This is a genomic window from Fictibacillus halophilus, assembly GCF_042680145.1.
Lineage (GTDB): Bacteria > Bacillota > Bacilli > Bacillales > Fictibacillaceae > Fictibacillus > Fictibacillus halophilus_A.
This window is the reverse complement of record NZ_JBHTNQ010000001.1, coordinates 1000091-1014717: the sequence shown is the minus strand read 5'-3', so window position 1 is coordinate 1014717 and position 14627 is coordinate 1000091. Positions and strand designations below refer to the sequence as shown.

Genomic DNA, 14627 nt, shown 5'->3' with positions numbered 1-14627 from the left:
TTAGACCTTGAAAAAAATTGTGATTACCGGTGTTGCTGGTTTTTTAGGTTCTCACCTTGCAAAAGAGCTTTTGGCTAAAAAAAATAAGGTGATTGGTTTAGATAATTTCTCAACTGGAAAAAAACATAATTTAATATCATTTTTATCAAATCCTGATTTCACATTTATAGAGATAGATGTATCCATGGAAAAAGTAATAGGTTTAGAAGATTTAAAAGATATTGATGAGATTTATCATTTAGCTTCCCCTGCTTCCCCTACCTTTTATCAAAAATCTCCTTTCGATACTATAGCAGTTAATACAATTGGAACAAAAAACATGTTGGATATTGCAAAAAGAGATAATGCAAAGCTTGTTTACCTGAGCACAAGTGAGGTATACGGAGACCCTGAGATACATCCGCAGCATGAAGATTATAAAGGGTGTGTAAATACATGGGGTCCAAGAGCTTGCTATGATGAGGGAAAAAGACTCGGTGAAGTATTTTGCTATTTGTATTATCATTTATTTAATCTTAAGATCAAGGTAGCCCGTATTTTTAATACGTATTCTGCGGGTTTACGCAATGATGACGGGAGAGTCATTTCAAATTTTGTCACACAAGCTTTAAAAGGAGAAAATATTACAGTATATGGTGATGGCACTCAAACTCGCTCATTCTGTTATGTGGATGATACGATAGAAGCATTAATGTTAATGATGGAAAATGATAATGCAAATGGTGAAATAATTAATATTGGTAATTCAGAAGAGATATCTGTCTTAAATCTAGCAAATCTTATACAAAAGCTGACTAATTCTTCGAGTTTAATTACTTTTCATCCCCTACCTAAGGATGACCCAAAACAAAGATGTCCGAATACTAATAAAGCCAAGCAAATATTAGGCTGGGAGCCAAAAATAAACCTTAAGGAAGGTTTGCTCAAAACCATTAAGGCATACAGAATTAAACTTGGATTTGAATGCTGATTTTTTAAAAGGTAAAGCTGTGCTTTCTCTATTTACTTTCATCTTTTTATTAGACTAAAAAAGACCGTTGTTGGATTTAACCAATCAACGGTCTTTTCGCTTATCGAGCAATAATGTTATAGCCACTATCTACATGAAGAATTTCACCTGTTATTCCTCTTGCTAAGTCACTCATTAAGAATAATGCAGCATCTCCAACTTCTTCTTGTGTGTTTGCTTTTCGGAGCGGTGATCTTTCTTCGATCTCTTTTAATACTGAGTTAAAGTCACCAATTCCTTTTGCAGCTAATGTTCTGATTGGACCTGCTGAAATCGCGTTAACACGGATGCCGTCTTTTCCAACATCACTTGCAAGGTATTTAACACTTGCATCCAAGGAAGCTTTAGCAACACCCATTACATTATAGTTAGATACGACTCTTTCTCCGCCAAGGTAAGTCAGCGTTACTATGCTACCGCCCTCTGTCATCAATGGACGCGCTTCTTTTACGACAGCAGTCAATGAATAAGAAGAGATGTTATGAGCCAGAAGGAAGCCTTCACGTGTCGTATTTAGGTATTCACCTTTAAGTTCTTCTGTATTTGCAAATGCAATACAGTGTGCTAAACCGTGGATTACTCCAACTTCTTCTTTTAATTGAGCAAACGTCTTTTTGATCTCTTCATCATTTGTAATATCACAAGGCAAAACGATTGAATCGTTTCTTTCTAGTGATTCAGCAAGATCACGTACGTTCTTTTCAAGTCTTTCACCCGCATATGTAAAAACGAGACGTGCTCCTGCTTTTGATAGAGATTGAGCGATTCCCCAGGCAATGCTTCTTTTATTTGCAACACCCATAACAACAAACGTCTTATCTTGTAATGATAGTTGATACATAAAAAATCTCCTCCCCATGGTCTATGTTTCATTTAAATTAAGTATTAGTAATTGTTATTAGTACCAAGTCCTAATTAGTATAACAGATAAAAAGAGAGAATTCACTAGTTAACCTTTGCTTGTCTCAATATTTTTCACTTCAAAACCGCATGCATGACAGCGGTAAATGACATTTTGGTTCGATTGGGCGATAAGGATCTCATCGTTTAGGTTATGCTGCGCCTCACAATTTGGGCAATAAACAGTTGGAATCATGTTCATTTCACCTTTCTATTGTTTTATTACTAGCATGCTCTATTTTTCCAAAAATAAAGGCTGTTATCGTATTCATTGTTGTGATTAGAAGATGTTGATTTCCGCTCCAGGATGCTCGCTTTCCGCGGGGCGTGCGGTGAGCCCCCTCGCTCTTCAAGCATGCAGGGTCTCACCTGGCCCGCTGATCCCGCAGGAGTCTCGCACCTTGCACTCCAATCAACAAGTCAAAGAAGCGTATTCCACAAAAATGTTCATTGGCAACAATCTTTTAGAAATGAGGCAAAATAAAAAAGCGCCGGCATCAGCCAGCACTTTTATTATGAAAGAATCTCTCTCATCTGATGAACTTGTTGCTTGCTTCCTGTGACAACCATCTTATCTCCCAGCAAGATTTCTGTGTCACCGTGAGGATTAATGGACTCTTTTCCTCTATAGATCCGAACGATAATACTGTCACCCAGGAATGGGAAATTTCTTAACGCCGTACGGTGATACGAACTGTTTCTTACGATGATTTCATTCAGGCTGTTGTCTTGAGTAGTAAGAATATCAACAACAGCAGGATTTTCAATTAAGGCTTTTAATAAAACTTGAGAAGAGAAATAGACGGAGTAAACTTCTATCCCCTCATCTTTTAGTGCATCACGTTTTGAGGGATCTTCTATTCGAGCAATAATTCTTTTTACTCCTTCTTCTTTTGCTTGGAGAGCAAGTTTTTCGTTCGTTTCATCCTGACCAGTTGCACAAATGATAACGTCTGTGTTAAATACTTCAGCTTCCTTTAGTGTCGTTCCTTCATAATCTTCAAGTTCTTTTATATTGAAGCTTTCTAATTGCTTTTGGTCTTTTTCTTCTTGCTTTGTGTGGTATATTCTTTGTTCAAATCTTGTAGTATCCAGCTCAGTTGTTAAAGGCAAGGTAAATTGATTAGCCCCGACAATAACGAGCTGTTCTTTGGCTGTTTCTCCCTCTTCTTTCCGCGGGAAAAACTTTTTAAAGAAAATCGGTGTGATGATTGCACTGATCACTGCTGTTAAGATTAGTGCGGAAGATGTTCTCGCATCTATAATCTCAATTCTTTCTCCAATTTTTGCGGCTGCGATAACGAGTGACAGCGTGGAAGTTAATAGGAAACCAGCTGCAGTTACCGTTTTCCAGTCATACCATTTTCTCAGGTACAGAATTGGAAGGAACTTAGAAATTAACAATGCAACGAGCAGCAAAGGTATTAATGCCAGTGCTTTAGTATCTGAAAAAATGGATCGGATATCAAGCTCTACACCTACCATTACGAAAAAGATAGGAATTAAGAATCCATAACCAAATGAATCAAGCTTGTGTACAAGATGCTTATTGGGTGACAGCAGCGAAACAAGTACCCCGGCTAGAAAGGCGCCAAGGATATTTTCAGCCCCAACGGTTTCAGATAAGCCGACTAATACAATGATCAATGTAAATACAGCCCTTGTATCAAGCTGAATGGTACCTTTAGACATTGTCTCAAGAAAAGATCGATGCCTCATCTGTTTACCAACAAAGTATAAGATTATTCCTGCTGCAAATAAAATGAGCAGAAGCCACATTCTGCCCGGATCTCCTGATTGCATGGAAACAAAAAGAGCCAGAAGGATCATTGTAACAAGATCAGCAATTACAGCGACTAATAAGATGATCTGTCCGATTGTAGTTTTAGATAACTTTTCTTCTTTTAATGTTGGTACCACAACACCTAATGATATTGTAGATATAACAAGAGTCATAAAGAACGCACTTTCCGCAAACCCTCCCCAGACAAACAATAGGGATAATCCGTATGAAAGGATAAGAATAAACAAAAAGATTACCGATGAAACAAAAATACGGTTTGGTTCTTTTCTTTCTCCTTTATTTTTCTTTTGGTTATTGCCGCCAGCAAAGATACTAAAATCAATCTCAAGACCGCTTAAAAACATTAAAAAGATAAAGCCAAGGACTGATAGAATCTCTAGCCACGCGTCAGGATGGACAATATCAAAGCCGCTTTTACCAAGGATAATTCCCGCAATGATTTCTGCTACAACAACAGGAACTACGCGTAATCGGAATTTGGTTAACAATATCGGTATAAAAAATGCAGTAAGAATAACTAATACTAATGAAGTAAAAGAAGCATGTTCTTCCATAGGACCTCCGTAAATTCCATGATATTATTGGTTTACTATATTAAACCCCAAAAAGAAAAGTCAAACGATTGTGCTCAAAATGATTTGCAAAGCTTGTGTTTTTAGGTAAGATAATACATGTTATTGTTTTACTTTAAGGAGTCGATTCCACATGCATAATAACCATAAATCTCCATGGCAGCAGCTTGATTACAATCTTTTGTTCATTTTGTTCCTCATGGTCATTACAAGTTGTATTGCCATCTACAGTGCTCAAATGATGGATCAGTATGGAAGCAACTTTGTTATCAAACAGCTAGTTTGGTACTTCATTGGCGGTATAGCTGTTGTTGGAGTAATGGTATTAGATTTTGATCAGTTTAGAAAGCTTTCTTGGTATTTGTACGGACTTGGAATATTATTGCTTCTCGGCATACTTGCAGCTCCAGAAAGCATTGTTCCTAACATTAACGGTGCACAGAGCTGGTACAGGTTTGGTCCTTTTGCCTTGCAGCCTTCAGAACTTGTAAAAGTTTCACTTGTTATTGCTATTGCAAATACAATAGCTACACATAATGAAAAGTATATTATCCGTACCATGCATGAAGACCTCTTATTGCTTGGTAAAATAGCCCTAATTGCCGGCTTCCCTACACTTTTGGTTCTCATGCAGCCCGATCTTGGAACAAGTCTTGTCTTTATGGCAATTACGGGCAGTCTTTTACTTGTATCGGGTGTGAGATGGAGAATTATTCTATTTCTTATTCTTTCCTTTATTCTGTTCATATCAATCCTAGTTTGGATATATTTTACCTTTCCGCAGTTTTTCGTAGATCATATCCTTGATCAATATCAGCTGAATCGTTTCTATGCTTGGCTGGAGCCTTATGAACATAAAGATGCTGGGTATCACACTCGTAACGCCTTGCTGGCTATCGGCAGCGGAATGCTTTTCGGAAAAGGCTTTACGGAAGGTTCCGTTTATCTGCCAGAAGCCCAGACTGACTTTATTTTCTCGATTATTGGTGAGGAATTTGGATTTTTAGGAACGAGTATCGTTATTTCATTATTCTTCCTGATGGTATACAGAATGATAAACACTGCACTTGAGAGCAACGAAGCTTTCGGCAGCTATTTATGTGCTGGAGTAATCGGAATGCTTACATTCCAAGTGTTCCAAAACATCGGTATGAACATACAAGTAATGCCGATCACCGGTATTCCGCTTCCGTTTATCAGTTATGGAGGCAGTTCGATACTTGCTTACATGATCGCCTTTGGACTCGTGTTAAACGTAAGGTCGAGAACAACCAAATATATGTTTGAATAACACCTGATTTTTCAGGTGTTTTTCTTATGTCATTGAAGTATCCTAAGATAGAATGAGGTGAAAATATGAAGTATGACATCATTGGCGACATCCATGGCTGCTTTAATGAATACAGAGAGCTGACGGAAGTATTAGGCTATGATTGGGCTGACGGATTGCCTAAACACAAAGAAAGCAGAAAACTCGTCTTCTTAGGAGATCTTACTGACAGAGGTCCTGAATCCATAAAAGTAATGGAACATGTCTTTGAACTAGTTAATCAAAATTTAGCACTTTATACACCAGGCAATCATTGCAATAAACTATACCGATATTTATTAGGAAGAAATGTTCAGGTAAAGCATGGTTTAGAGACTACTGTCGCTGAACTTGAAGAGCTCGATACTGCTGAGCGAAAAGCTGTGAGTGAACATTTTTGCACCCTGTATGAAAATGCGCCTCTTTATTTAGAGCTTGATGAAGGTAATTTGGTAGTGGCTCACGCTGGTATCCGAGCCGATTATGTAGGACAGACAAGCAAAAAAGTAAAAACATTTGTTTTGTATGGGGACATAACGGGTGAAACCAATCCAGATGGTTCACCTGTAAGGCGAGATTGGGCGAAGGAACATTATGGAGATTTAACAATCGTTTATGGCCATACCCCTGTAGAAAACGTCCGCCATATAAAAAACACATGGAATATTGATACCGGATGTGTTTTTGGCGGCAAGTTAAGTGCACTAAGGTACCCTGAGATGGAACCGGTTAGTGTACCTTCCACGATGCCTTTTGTACCTGAGAAATTTCGTTCATTTGATGATTAATACAAAAGGAGTGTTAGTTTTTAATGAACTACACTCCTTTTGTTTATATTAACTGCTCTGGATTCAAAACCTAGCAAGATAAAATCTTGTTCATAAATTTCGAACACTAACCTTTTCGTTTCAGCAGCATAGAAATTTTGATAAGGTGGCAGCGTACAGTTTCGAATTAATGTATATAAATTTACATCAGCAGAAAGTTAATTTATTTTAATAACTTCTTCATATCATCTGGCAAATCCACTTTGATCATAACCTCTTTATCGCTGAATGGATGAATAAATCTTGCAGCCTCACTATGAAGTGCCTGGCGTTTAATTATGTCCCGACTTCCCCCATATAGGTCGTCTCCAATTAAAGGATGACCAATTGAGGCCATATGCACTCTGATTTGATGTGTTCTCCCTGTTTCAAGCTTAAGTCTGACGACTGAAATATGATAATCAGAAATATAATTTAATTTTTCAAAGTGAGTGATTGAAGGCTGCCCATCTTCTCTTACCATTCGTTCAATAATACTGTCCGGATTTCTCCCAATCGGACTAGTGATTGTCCCAATATCTTGCTCCAATTTTCCGTGAACGAGTGCAATGTATTCCCGTTTGATTGTCTTCTCTCTTTGCTGCTTGGACATCAGTGAATGAGCAAACCGGTGTTTTGCAACAAGCACGATGCCTGATGTATCTTTGTCCAGCCTGTTGACTGCATGAAAAGTTCCCGGAATATCATTTTGCTGATAATAAAACAAAACTCCTGCTGCTAGAGAACCTTTCGGCTGATAAAGGGAAGGAATAGTAGGCATTCCTGAAGGTTTATTTACTGCCAGAAAATGCTCATCTTCATATACGATGTCGAGTGTAATATTCTCAGCTTCCATAGATTCACTTTGTTTCTCAGGCGGAAAGTAAACTTTAACGACATTCCCTTTTGATAGAAAGGTCCTTACCGTTACTTCTTTTTCATTCACAAAAAGAGCGCCACCGTGAAACTTAATATCGGTCAGCGCTGCTTTAGATATTTGTTTGCTTTTCAAAAACTCTCTCAATAAGACAGGTGCTTCAGCTTCAGTCACAACCCATGAAATTTCAAAAAACTTATTCATGCTATTCACTGACAAACGATTCTTTTACCCTCTTCCAGAATGGAAACGGTCGGAATCGGGCAAATCTTATTTTTTCTTCAGCAACTCTATATTGAATCGACTTGACTTTTTTCTGCACTAAGAACAAATGGTCTATCGTGATATGAAAATCCACATCGTTTACTGGCTTTAAAATACATGTGTGGTGCTGCGGCAGTACAAGCGGCGAACCTATTGTACGGAATACACGGTTGTTGATAGATGCCATCTCTGATAGCTGGATCGATGCAAGAGACGGATGGATAATCGCACCGCCAAGAGCCTTATTGTAAGCAGTACTCCCTGAAGGTGTAGAGATACATAAACCGTCCCCGCGGAATGTTTCGAACTTTTCACCCTTGATCTCTACATCCATAACAAGTGAACCTTCTACACTTTTGACTGTACATTCGTTGACTGCCAAATATCTTTTTTCGTCAATTCCATCAATGTACCGAACGGTTACTTCCAATAGAGGATATTCCACAATTTGAAAAGGTGTCTTTGCGATATGTATTACGAGTTTCTCCACCTCTTCAGGCAGCCAATCTGCAAAAAATCCAAGATGACCGGTATGAACGCCAACAAAGGCTGTCTGATCAATGCGGTGTACATAATGATGGAAAGCATGAAGCAATGTTCCGTCACCGCCAACAGTAATCACGATTTCGGGTTCTTTTTCTTCATAAACTAATTCGAATTCTTCCAAATACGAACGGATTTTTTCCGTTAAGATATTTGATTTGCTATCGCCTTTTGAAATGATGGCAAATTTCATTCTCTCTCCATCCTTTATGATCCTAGATTGGTTTCACTGGATTTATCGTTGCGTTCCAAGAACACTAACTGTGCTTCTTGGATCTCACCTTTGATCTGAGACATCTCCTCGTCCAGCCGGTTTGCCGCTTCTGCCGCTCTTTGCAGGCGCTGACGGATGTCTTCCGGAATCTGTCCATGATACTTATAGTTCATCGAGTGTTCAATGGTCGCCCAAAAATTCATTGCGAGGGTTCTTACTTGAACTTCCACTAGTATCTTTTTCTCGCCGTCTAAAACTTGTACAGGATACTCAATAACTAGATGGTAAGACCTATAGCCGCTTGGCTTTTTATGTGTAATATAATCTCTTTCTTCAACAATCTTAAAATCGTTGCGCTGTCTGAGCAGATTTATTACGGTCGTAATATCATCAGTAAATTGACACATGATTCTTAAACCGGCTAAATCCTGTATTTCCTTCTCCAAACTGTTATCTGGAATATTTTTTTGATACGCTTTATTAACAATCGATTTAACTGGCTTCACTCTTCCTGTTACAAATTCTATAGGACAATGCTGGTTTGATCTTTCAAATTGTTCGCGGATCCCCCGAAACTTAATTTTAAGTTCATCAACAGCTTGCTTATACGGAATTAATAGAGCTTCCCAGTCCATACTCATTGAGCTTTTTCCTCTGTACCAAAAATCTTAATCACTTCTTCTTCCATTTGCTGACCATAGTTTGCGTTACCTTGAATATTCTCAGTCAAATAATCCATTTCACTAGAGAAAGCAGTTAGTTCAAGCTCTTCTCCTATTTCGTTTCGAATGACAACAGCAACTCTTTCTAACAATGCTTTTTTTGCATCAATCCAATGGTTGCTGCCTATTGAGATATGGATAAAGCCTTCATTGTTTTCGAGTACATAAATAAATGCTAATCCATCAGAGTCTACAAGCATTCTTTTGCTGTCTTTCCACTCGGAAAGCTGCTCGCTCACTTCATCTGATACATTTAAATATAGTTTGTTTTGTTCCCATGCAGTTGACTGCACATTCAATCGTAGTGGCATCATCATAAAAACCTCCTGTTTCTTCACTAATAGTGTAACACAAAATAGGAATTTATTAAGAAATTGAGAAGCGGGTTTTGCTATGAGATAATGTGTTTAACTTAATTTAACAACAGGGGGATCCGGCTGTGTCACAAGAAATTGAGATCGAGTTTAAAAACTTATTAACCTATGAAGAATTTTTACAGCTCATTAGTGCATTCGAGGTCCAAAAATCCGATTTTAATGAACAGACAAACTATTATTTTGATACAAAAGATTTTCAATTAAAGAATCATAAAAGCGCATTAAGAATTCGTTATAAAAAGAATACATACACTCTTACTTTAAAACAGCAGTTTGACAAACACATACTTGAAACCCATCAAACAATTGATAATGGTATTTTTCCCAAAGTGCTTAATGGAATGCCGCTGCCGGAAGGTGAAGTGACAGAAGAAATCCGCAAACTGAAAATTGAAACTTCTGAAATAAAATTTTTAGGAGAATTAACAACGAACAGAGTCGAACTTCCTTACCGAGAGGGTTTACTAGTCCTAGATGAAAATCATTATTTAGGTAAAATCGACTATGAATTAGAATACGAATCTGCCGATTATAAGAAAGGACAGCAAAATTTTCTGGAGTTGTTAGAATCAAAAAACATCCCAGTACGTGAAACAAAAAGCAAGATTCATCGTTTCTTTGCAGAAAAAGCATCAAAAATATAACCGTTTCAGGAATCATATACTTTCTATGAGTTCCTTATCAGTATTCCTATTAGGAGGAAACCTCTTGAATATCCAATCTTTTAAAGCACTTATGGAAATCCAAGCTCTACAGCAGCTCAATATAAATCCAGTTTCATCTGATAGTAATGGTTCAGGGTCCAGCCCCTTTGCCGCATTGCTGAATGAAGCTTACTCAAAAGCGGGAGTTAACTCAAATTCAACGTTGAATATGAATCAGTTTGAGCCAATGAGCAATCCCCTTTCAGTGCAATTACCTTTTGCTCCTGACCTATCAAATCGTATTACAGTGGATCCTGTTTTCCAAGTCTCGGGTAAGATGAACATACCTTCAAAAAGTCTTGATGATTTGATTGAACGTACTGCCGAGAAATATGGTGTGAACGCAAATTTAATCCGTTCTGTGATTAAGCATGAGTCTAATTTCAAAAGTACTGCGCAAAGCCATGCAGGTGCACAAGGACTTATGCAGTTAATGCCTGCCACTGCTAAAAGTCTTGGAGTCACCAACTCTTTTGATCCCGTACAAAATGTTGAAGCCGGTACTAAGTATTTGAAAACGATGCTCGAAAAGTATAATGACAACGAGCAGCTCGCTCTTGCTGCTTATAACGCAGGACCGGGAAACGTAGATAAATATAATGGCATCCCTCCATTTAAGGAAACCATTGCCTATGTTAAAAAGGTCATGAATACATATAAGACGATGACTTAACCCTCCTTTTGGGAGGGTTTTCTTTTTGTCTAAATTACATAAATACACGCGCTAAAGGAATGTTAATAGCGGATAGAATACTTTGCTAATGTTCATATTGTTTGCTTACAATTCATGAACCTTGCTACAATAAACTTACAAATTAACGCAAGGAGCTTTTGCACCATGTTTGATGAAACGAAATCACCATATTACCTATTAGGAGAAAAGCAGGGAATCGAAAAACTTGTAACTACTTTTTATAGTTTGGTAAGTAAAGATCATTTGCTGTCACCTCTGTTTCCAGATGATTTAACCGAGACTGCTTATAAACAGACCCGTTTTTTAAGTCAGTTCTTTGGCGGACCGCCTTTATATACAGAGGAATTCGGACATCCTATGCTTAGAGCCCGTCACATGCCGTTCCCTATAACTAATACTCATGCAAAAGCTTGGATAAACTGCATGGAAAGAGCAATGACTATTCAAAAATTGGAACCCGAACTACAAGAGTTTTTACTAAGCCGCCTAAAAATGACAGCTTATCATATGGTAAATACGAACGAAGATTCAGAAAGGGGCGAGAATGCTGACACTGTATAATTCCAATTCCTTTTATGACGATCAAGAGAACAATAAAAGTCAAGCATGTCAAAAGCCATTGGAAATCTATTCTGTCATCGATCCGCTTTGTCCAGAATGCTGGTCATTGGAACCTGTTCTAAAAAAACTGCAAGTTGAATATGGACACTATTTCAGACTTCGCCATTTTGTTAGTGGAAGTCTTGAGTCTTTAAATACCTATATCCCTAAAAGAAAAGGATTAAAATCCGCTGAACAAATTGCTGAAAAATGGGAAAAAACAGCATCACTATCAGGAATGAGCTGTGATGGCGATGTATGGCTGGAGAATCCGATTTCGTCACCGCATAAAGCTACTTTGGCTATTAAAGCAGCTGAACTTCAAGGCAAACAGCAAGGGATAAAATTTCTTAGAAAACTAAGAGAAAACCTTTTCTTAAACAAACAAAACATTGGCAATGAGGAAGTTCTTTTGGAGATTGCCCGCTCTGTTGGACTTGATGATGAAGAATTCTTAAATGATTTATCTTCAGAAGCTGCTATTAAAGCGCTGCGCTGCGATTTGAAGTTTTCACAAGAGATGGATGTAACTCAAATCCCAACTCTTATTGTCTTTAATGACAAAACAGATGATGACGGAATAAAAATTTCCGGCTGCTATTCTTATGATGTGTATGTTGAAATCCTAAGGGAAATGTCTGAAGTGAAGATTGAACCAGCACCACTTCCTGCCTTAGAGGAATTTCTTGCTAATTACGCTTTTGTCGCTACAAAAGAAGTCTCTGTTGTTTATCAAATCAGCTGTGAAGAAGCTGAAAAACAATTAAAAAGACTTGTATTACAGCAAAAAGTTGAACGAGTCCCCGTAAAATACGGAACGTTCTGGAGATATATTCAAACCCGCTGAGAAATCAGCGGGTTTTTTGTTTCGTTTTCTTTCAGGACGTGCTTGCATATCCTCCATAAAACAGAATAAACATGTACTAAGGAGGGAGATTAAATGTATTTCGTAATGATCATTGTTAGTCTAATTTCATTAGCAGGGAGTTTCTATTACTTTGTACTCTCTCTATTAAATATGGCCCCAAAAATTGTTGCGGTTCCAAGTCTGTTCATCGCAATATTAATTACGATGCTATGCTACAATTATCGTTCCAAACTAAAAAGAATTTTATAGCATTAGAAAATCCTGCCCGGCATTCCGGACAGGATTTTTTTAATTTGGCTGTTTCTTAAAAAATGTTGCTTCTGGAGCAATTTTTGCAACTGCCCCAATGACAGGTTGATAGGAGTGTAAGGTGCGAGAATCCTGCGGGATCAACGTGACAGGTGAGACACAGCCGGTGCATCACTCCTATGTGGCTCACCGCACGCCCCGCGGAAAGCGAGCATCCTGAAACGGAAATCAACTACTTTCAAAAACAACAATGAGTGTGAAAACAGCCCTTTATTTTATTTTTCAAATAGCAGTTCTTCCATCTCGTCTAAAATAGACTCAAATACTTTAAGAGCATCTTCAATTGGTTCTGGAGTTGTCATATCAACACCAGCTTTTTTCAATACTTCGATCGGATAATCTGAGCTTCCGGCTTTCAAGAATTCCAGATATCTATCTACTGCAGGTTTTCCTTCTTCAAGGATCTGTTTGGATAAGGAAGCGGCTGCAGAGAATCCTGTAGCATATTGATAAACATAGAAGTTGTAATAGAAATGAGGAATTCTTGCCCATTCTAATCCAATTTCTTTATCAATTGCAAGATCTTCACCAAAATACTTAACATTCAGATCGTAATAGATCTTTGTTAATAGTTCTGGAGTTAAAGGCTCACCTTTTGCAGCACGAACATGGATTTCCTGTTCGAACTCAGCAAACATCGTCTGACGGAAAACAGTACCTCTAAATCCTTCTAAGTGATGATTCAGAAGGTAAAGCTTTTCTTTCTTATCCGTAGTTTTTTGCAGCATGTAGTGGTTTAAAAGGGCTTCATTACATGTCGATGCAACTTCTGCGACAAAGATAGAATAGTCCGCATATGGATACGGCTGGCTTTCACGTGTATAGTAGCTATGCACCGAATGACCGATTTCATGAGTAAGGGTGAACAAATTATTTACATTGTCTTGCCAGTTCATCAAGATGTATGGCATAGTTCCATAAGCACCAGAAGAGTACGCTCCGCTGCGCTTTCCAGCATTCTCATGAACATCAATCCAGCGCTTTTCATAGCCATCTTTAACGATTGTTTTATACTCTTCACCCATTGGCTCCAAGCTGTCTAAAACAAGCTGCTGTGCTTCCTTAAAGCTAACTTCCATCTTTGCATCTTTTACAAGCGGTGTGTATAAGTCGTACATATGGAGCTCATCAAGACCTAGAGCTTTTTTACGCAGACGAACATAACGATGAAGCAAATGAAGGTTATCATTGACGGTTTTCACTAAGTTATCATATACCGCTTCAGGAATATTATTGTTATTTAGAGCTGCTTGGCGAGCTGAATCAAAATGCCGAGTTTTCGCAAAGAAATTATCGCGTTTTACAGTACCTGCAAGTGTGCTTGCAAATGTGTTTTTATACGAATCATACGTTCCATAAACCGCTTTAAACGCATCTTCCCTTACACGGCGATCAGAGCTTTCAAGAAAACGGATATAGCGGCCATGGGTAACTTCAATATCTTCCCCATTCTCGTCTTTAATAACAGGAAACTTCAAATCAGCGTTGTTAAGCATACCAAAAGTATTGCTTGAAGTATTAGCTACTTCTCTGACATCAGCTAAAAGTGCTTCTTCTTCCTTTGAAAGCACATGAGGACGCTGACGGTTGATCTCGTCTAGTGCATGTTTATAAAGCGCAAGAGGCTCATAGCTTTGAAGGAACTGACTAAGTGCTTCTTCAGAAAGAGATAAAATTTCGGGCACTGCAAAAGAAACAGTGCTGCTTACTTGTGTTGCAAGATTGGAAGCACGATCGTTCAATCCTTGATAGAAGGAGTTAGTAGTGTCCTGGTCATATCTCATATGAGCATATGTATAAAGCTTACCAAGTTTTTTAGTTACTTCATCTTGTTTTTGCAGATAAGTATAAAGTGTTTCGGCTGATTCACCTAATTTTCCTTGAAAGGATTTAAGTTCAGGAAGCATCTGCTTCGTTTCCTCAAATTCTTTTTCCCAAACGTCATCCGACGCGTAAATTGCTTCTAAATCCCACGTATCTTCAACAGCAACTTCATTACGCTTAGGCAATGATTTTGTTTTTGTTTGAGACATACAAACACCTCCATATAAATTA

At 38.1% G+C, this 14627-nt stretch carries 16 protein-coding genes; 8 read left to right on the top strand and 8 right to left on the bottom strand.

Annotation, left to right across the window (positions count from 1 at the left end; genetic code table 11):
- Positions 1 to 7 precede the first annotated feature (7 nt).
- Positions 8 to 970, top strand: coding sequence for a UDP-glucuronic acid decarboxylase family protein (locus tag ACFQ4X_RS05315; protein ID WP_379833517.1), 963 nt, complete (start codon positions 8 to 10; stop codon positions 968 to 970).
- Positions 971 to 1070: 100 nt separating this feature from the next.
- Here ACFQ4X_RS05315 and fabI read toward each other — a convergent pair whose 3' ends face one another.
- The 3 genes from fabI to ACFQ4X_RS05300 form a co-directional block, all read right to left on the bottom strand.
- Entirely contained in the window at positions 1071 to 1850 is a 780-nt protein-coding gene (gene fabI, locus ACFQ4X_RS05310) for an enoyl-ACP reductase FabI (RefSeq protein WP_379833516.1), read from the bottom strand.
- Positions 1851 to 1958: 108 nt separating this feature from the next.
- Complete coding sequence (locus tag ACFQ4X_RS05305) at positions 1959 to 2105, bottom strand: hypothetical protein (RefSeq protein ID WP_379837204.1); 147 nt, start codon at positions 2103 to 2105, stop codon at positions 1959 to 1961.
- Positions 2106 to 2422: 317 nt separating this feature from the next.
- Positions 2423 to 4267, bottom strand: coding sequence for a monovalent cation:proton antiporter family protein (locus ACFQ4X_RS05300; protein WP_379833514.1), 1845 nt, complete (start codon positions 4265 to 4267; stop codon positions 2423 to 2425).
- Positions 4268 to 4418: 151 nt separating this feature from the next.
- Between ACFQ4X_RS05300 and ACFQ4X_RS05295 the strand changes: the two genes are divergently transcribed.
- On the top strand, positions 4419 to 5576 hold the full coding sequence (locus ACFQ4X_RS05295; RefSeq protein WP_066288855.1) for an FtsW/RodA/SpoVE family cell cycle protein: 1158 nt from the start codon (positions 4419 to 4421) through the stop codon (positions 5574 to 5576).
- Positions 5577 to 5641: 65 nt separating this feature from the next.
- Entirely contained in the window at positions 5642 to 6382 is a 741-nt protein-coding gene (gene prpE / locus ACFQ4X_RS05290) for a bis(5'-nucleosyl)-tetraphosphatase PrpE (RefSeq protein WP_379833513.1), read from the top strand.
- A 202-nt stretch (positions 6383 to 6584) separates the two neighbouring features.
- Here prpE and ACFQ4X_RS05285 read toward each other — a convergent pair whose 3' ends face one another.
- Genes ACFQ4X_RS05285 through ACFQ4X_RS05270 form a run of 4 tightly spaced genes read right to left on the bottom strand, consistent with a single transcriptional unit; the run spans position 6585 to position 9337 of the window.
- Positions 6585 to 7481 carry an RluA family pseudouridine synthase gene (locus ACFQ4X_RS05285; RefSeq protein WP_379833511.1) on the bottom strand — a complete coding sequence of 299 codons (897 nt, stop codon included), beginning with the start codon at positions 7479 to 7481 and terminating at the stop codon, positions 6585 to 6587.
- A gap of 1 nt (position 7482) precedes the next feature.
- Positions 7483 to 8277, bottom strand: coding sequence for an NAD kinase (locus ACFQ4X_RS05280; RefSeq protein ID WP_066288848.1), 795 nt, complete (start codon positions 8275 to 8277; stop codon positions 7483 to 7485).
- A gap of 14 nt (positions 8278 to 8291) precedes the next feature.
- Positions 8292 to 8933, bottom strand: coding sequence for a GTP pyrophosphokinase (locus tag ACFQ4X_RS05275; RefSeq protein WP_379837050.1), 642 nt, complete (start codon positions 8931 to 8933; stop codon positions 8292 to 8294).
- A gap of 2 nt (positions 8934 to 8935) precedes the next feature.
- Complete coding sequence (locus tag ACFQ4X_RS05270; RefSeq protein WP_379833509.1) at positions 8936 to 9337, bottom strand: hypothetical protein; 402 nt, start codon at positions 9335 to 9337, stop codon at positions 8936 to 8938.
- A 122-nt stretch (positions 9338 to 9459) separates the two neighbouring features.
- Between ACFQ4X_RS05270 and ACFQ4X_RS05265 the strand changes: the two genes are divergently transcribed.
- From ACFQ4X_RS05265 to ACFQ4X_RS05245, 5 genes are all read left to right on the top strand, one after another.
- A complete protein-coding gene (locus ACFQ4X_RS05265) occupies positions 9460 to 10041 on the top strand; it encodes a CYTH domain-containing protein (RefSeq protein WP_379833508.1) in 582 nt (193 codons plus the stop codon).
- 64 nt (positions 10042 to 10105) lie between these two features.
- The gene (locus tag ACFQ4X_RS05260; RefSeq protein WP_379833506.1) at positions 10106 to 10774 is read left to right on the top strand and encodes a lytic transglycosylase domain-containing protein; all 669 of its coding nucleotides are present in this window, start codon (positions 10106 to 10108) and stop codon (positions 10772 to 10774) included.
- Between the two features lie 165 nt (positions 10775 to 10939).
- Positions 10940 to 11356 (top strand): globin, encoded by a 417-nt coding sequence (locus tag ACFQ4X_RS05255; protein ID WP_379833505.1) that lies wholly within the window; start codon positions 10940 to 10942, stop codon positions 11354 to 11356.
- On the top strand, positions 11340 to 12242 hold the full coding sequence (locus ACFQ4X_RS05250) for a ClpXP adapter SpxH family protein (protein ID WP_379833503.1): 903 nt from the start codon (positions 11340 to 11342) through the stop codon (positions 12240 to 12242). The genes ACFQ4X_RS05255 and ACFQ4X_RS05250 overlap by 17 nt, the downstream gene beginning before the upstream one ends.
- Before the next feature lie 93 nt (positions 12243 to 12335).
- Entirely contained in the window at positions 12336 to 12512 is a 177-nt protein-coding gene (locus tag ACFQ4X_RS05245; RefSeq protein ID WP_156774254.1) for a hypothetical protein, read from the top strand.
- A 275-nt stretch (positions 12513 to 12787) separates the two neighbouring features.
- Here ACFQ4X_RS05245 and pepF read toward each other — a convergent pair whose 3' ends face one another.
- Positions 12788 to 14605: an oligoendopeptidase F gene (gene pepF / locus ACFQ4X_RS05240; protein ID WP_379833502.1), complete on the bottom strand. Its 1818-nt coding sequence runs from the start codon at positions 14603 to 14605 to the stop codon at positions 12788 to 12790.
- Positions 14606 to 14627: the final 22 nt, after the last annotated feature.

Coding starts and splice junctions, on each gene's coding strand:
- ACFQ4X_RS05250 (WP_379833503.1), top strand. CDS start 11,340: ATGCTGACACTGTATAATTCCAATTCCTTTTATGACGATCAAGAGAAC.
- ACFQ4X_RS05245 (WP_156774254.1), top strand. CDS start 12,336: ATGTATTTCGTAATGATCATTGTTAGTCTAATTTCATTAGCAGGGAGT.
- ACFQ4X_RS05300 (WP_379833514.1), bottom strand. CDS start 4,267: ATGGAAGAACATGCTTCTTTTACTTCATTAGTATTAGTTATTCTTACT.
- ACFQ4X_RS05280 (WP_066288848.1), bottom strand. CDS start 8,277: ATGAAATTTGCCATCATTTCAAAAGGCGATAGCAAATCAAATATCTTA.
- prpE (WP_379833513.1), top strand. CDS start 5,642: ATGAAGTATGACATCATTGGCGACATCCATGGCTGCTTTAATGAATAC.
- ACFQ4X_RS05275 (WP_379837050.1), bottom strand. CDS start 8,933: ATGGACTGGGAAGCTCTATTAATTCCGTATAAGCAAGCTGTTGATGAA.
- ACFQ4X_RS05285 (WP_379833511.1), bottom strand. CDS start 7,481: ATGAATAAGTTTTTTGAAATTTCATGGGTTGTGACTGAAGCTGAAGCA.
- ACFQ4X_RS05305 (WP_379837204.1), bottom strand. CDS start 2,105: ATGATTCCAACTGTTTATTGCCCAAATTGTGAGGCGCAGCATAACCTA.
- ACFQ4X_RS05270 (WP_379833509.1), bottom strand. CDS start 9,337: ATGATGATGCCACTACGATTGAATGTGCAGTCAACTGCATGGGAACAA.
- pepF (WP_379833502.1), bottom strand. CDS start 14,605: ATGTCTCAAACAAAAACAAAATCATTGCCTAAGCGTAATGAAGTTGCT.
- ACFQ4X_RS05295 (WP_066288855.1), top strand. CDS start 4,419: ATGCATAATAACCATAAATCTCCATGGCAGCAGCTTGATTACAATCTT.
- ACFQ4X_RS05255 (WP_379833505.1), top strand. CDS start 10,940: ATGTTTGATGAAACGAAATCACCATATTACCTATTAGGAGAAAAGCAG.
- fabI (WP_379833516.1), bottom strand. CDS start 1,850: ATGTATCAACTATCATTACAAGATAAGACGTTTGTTGTTATGGGTGTT.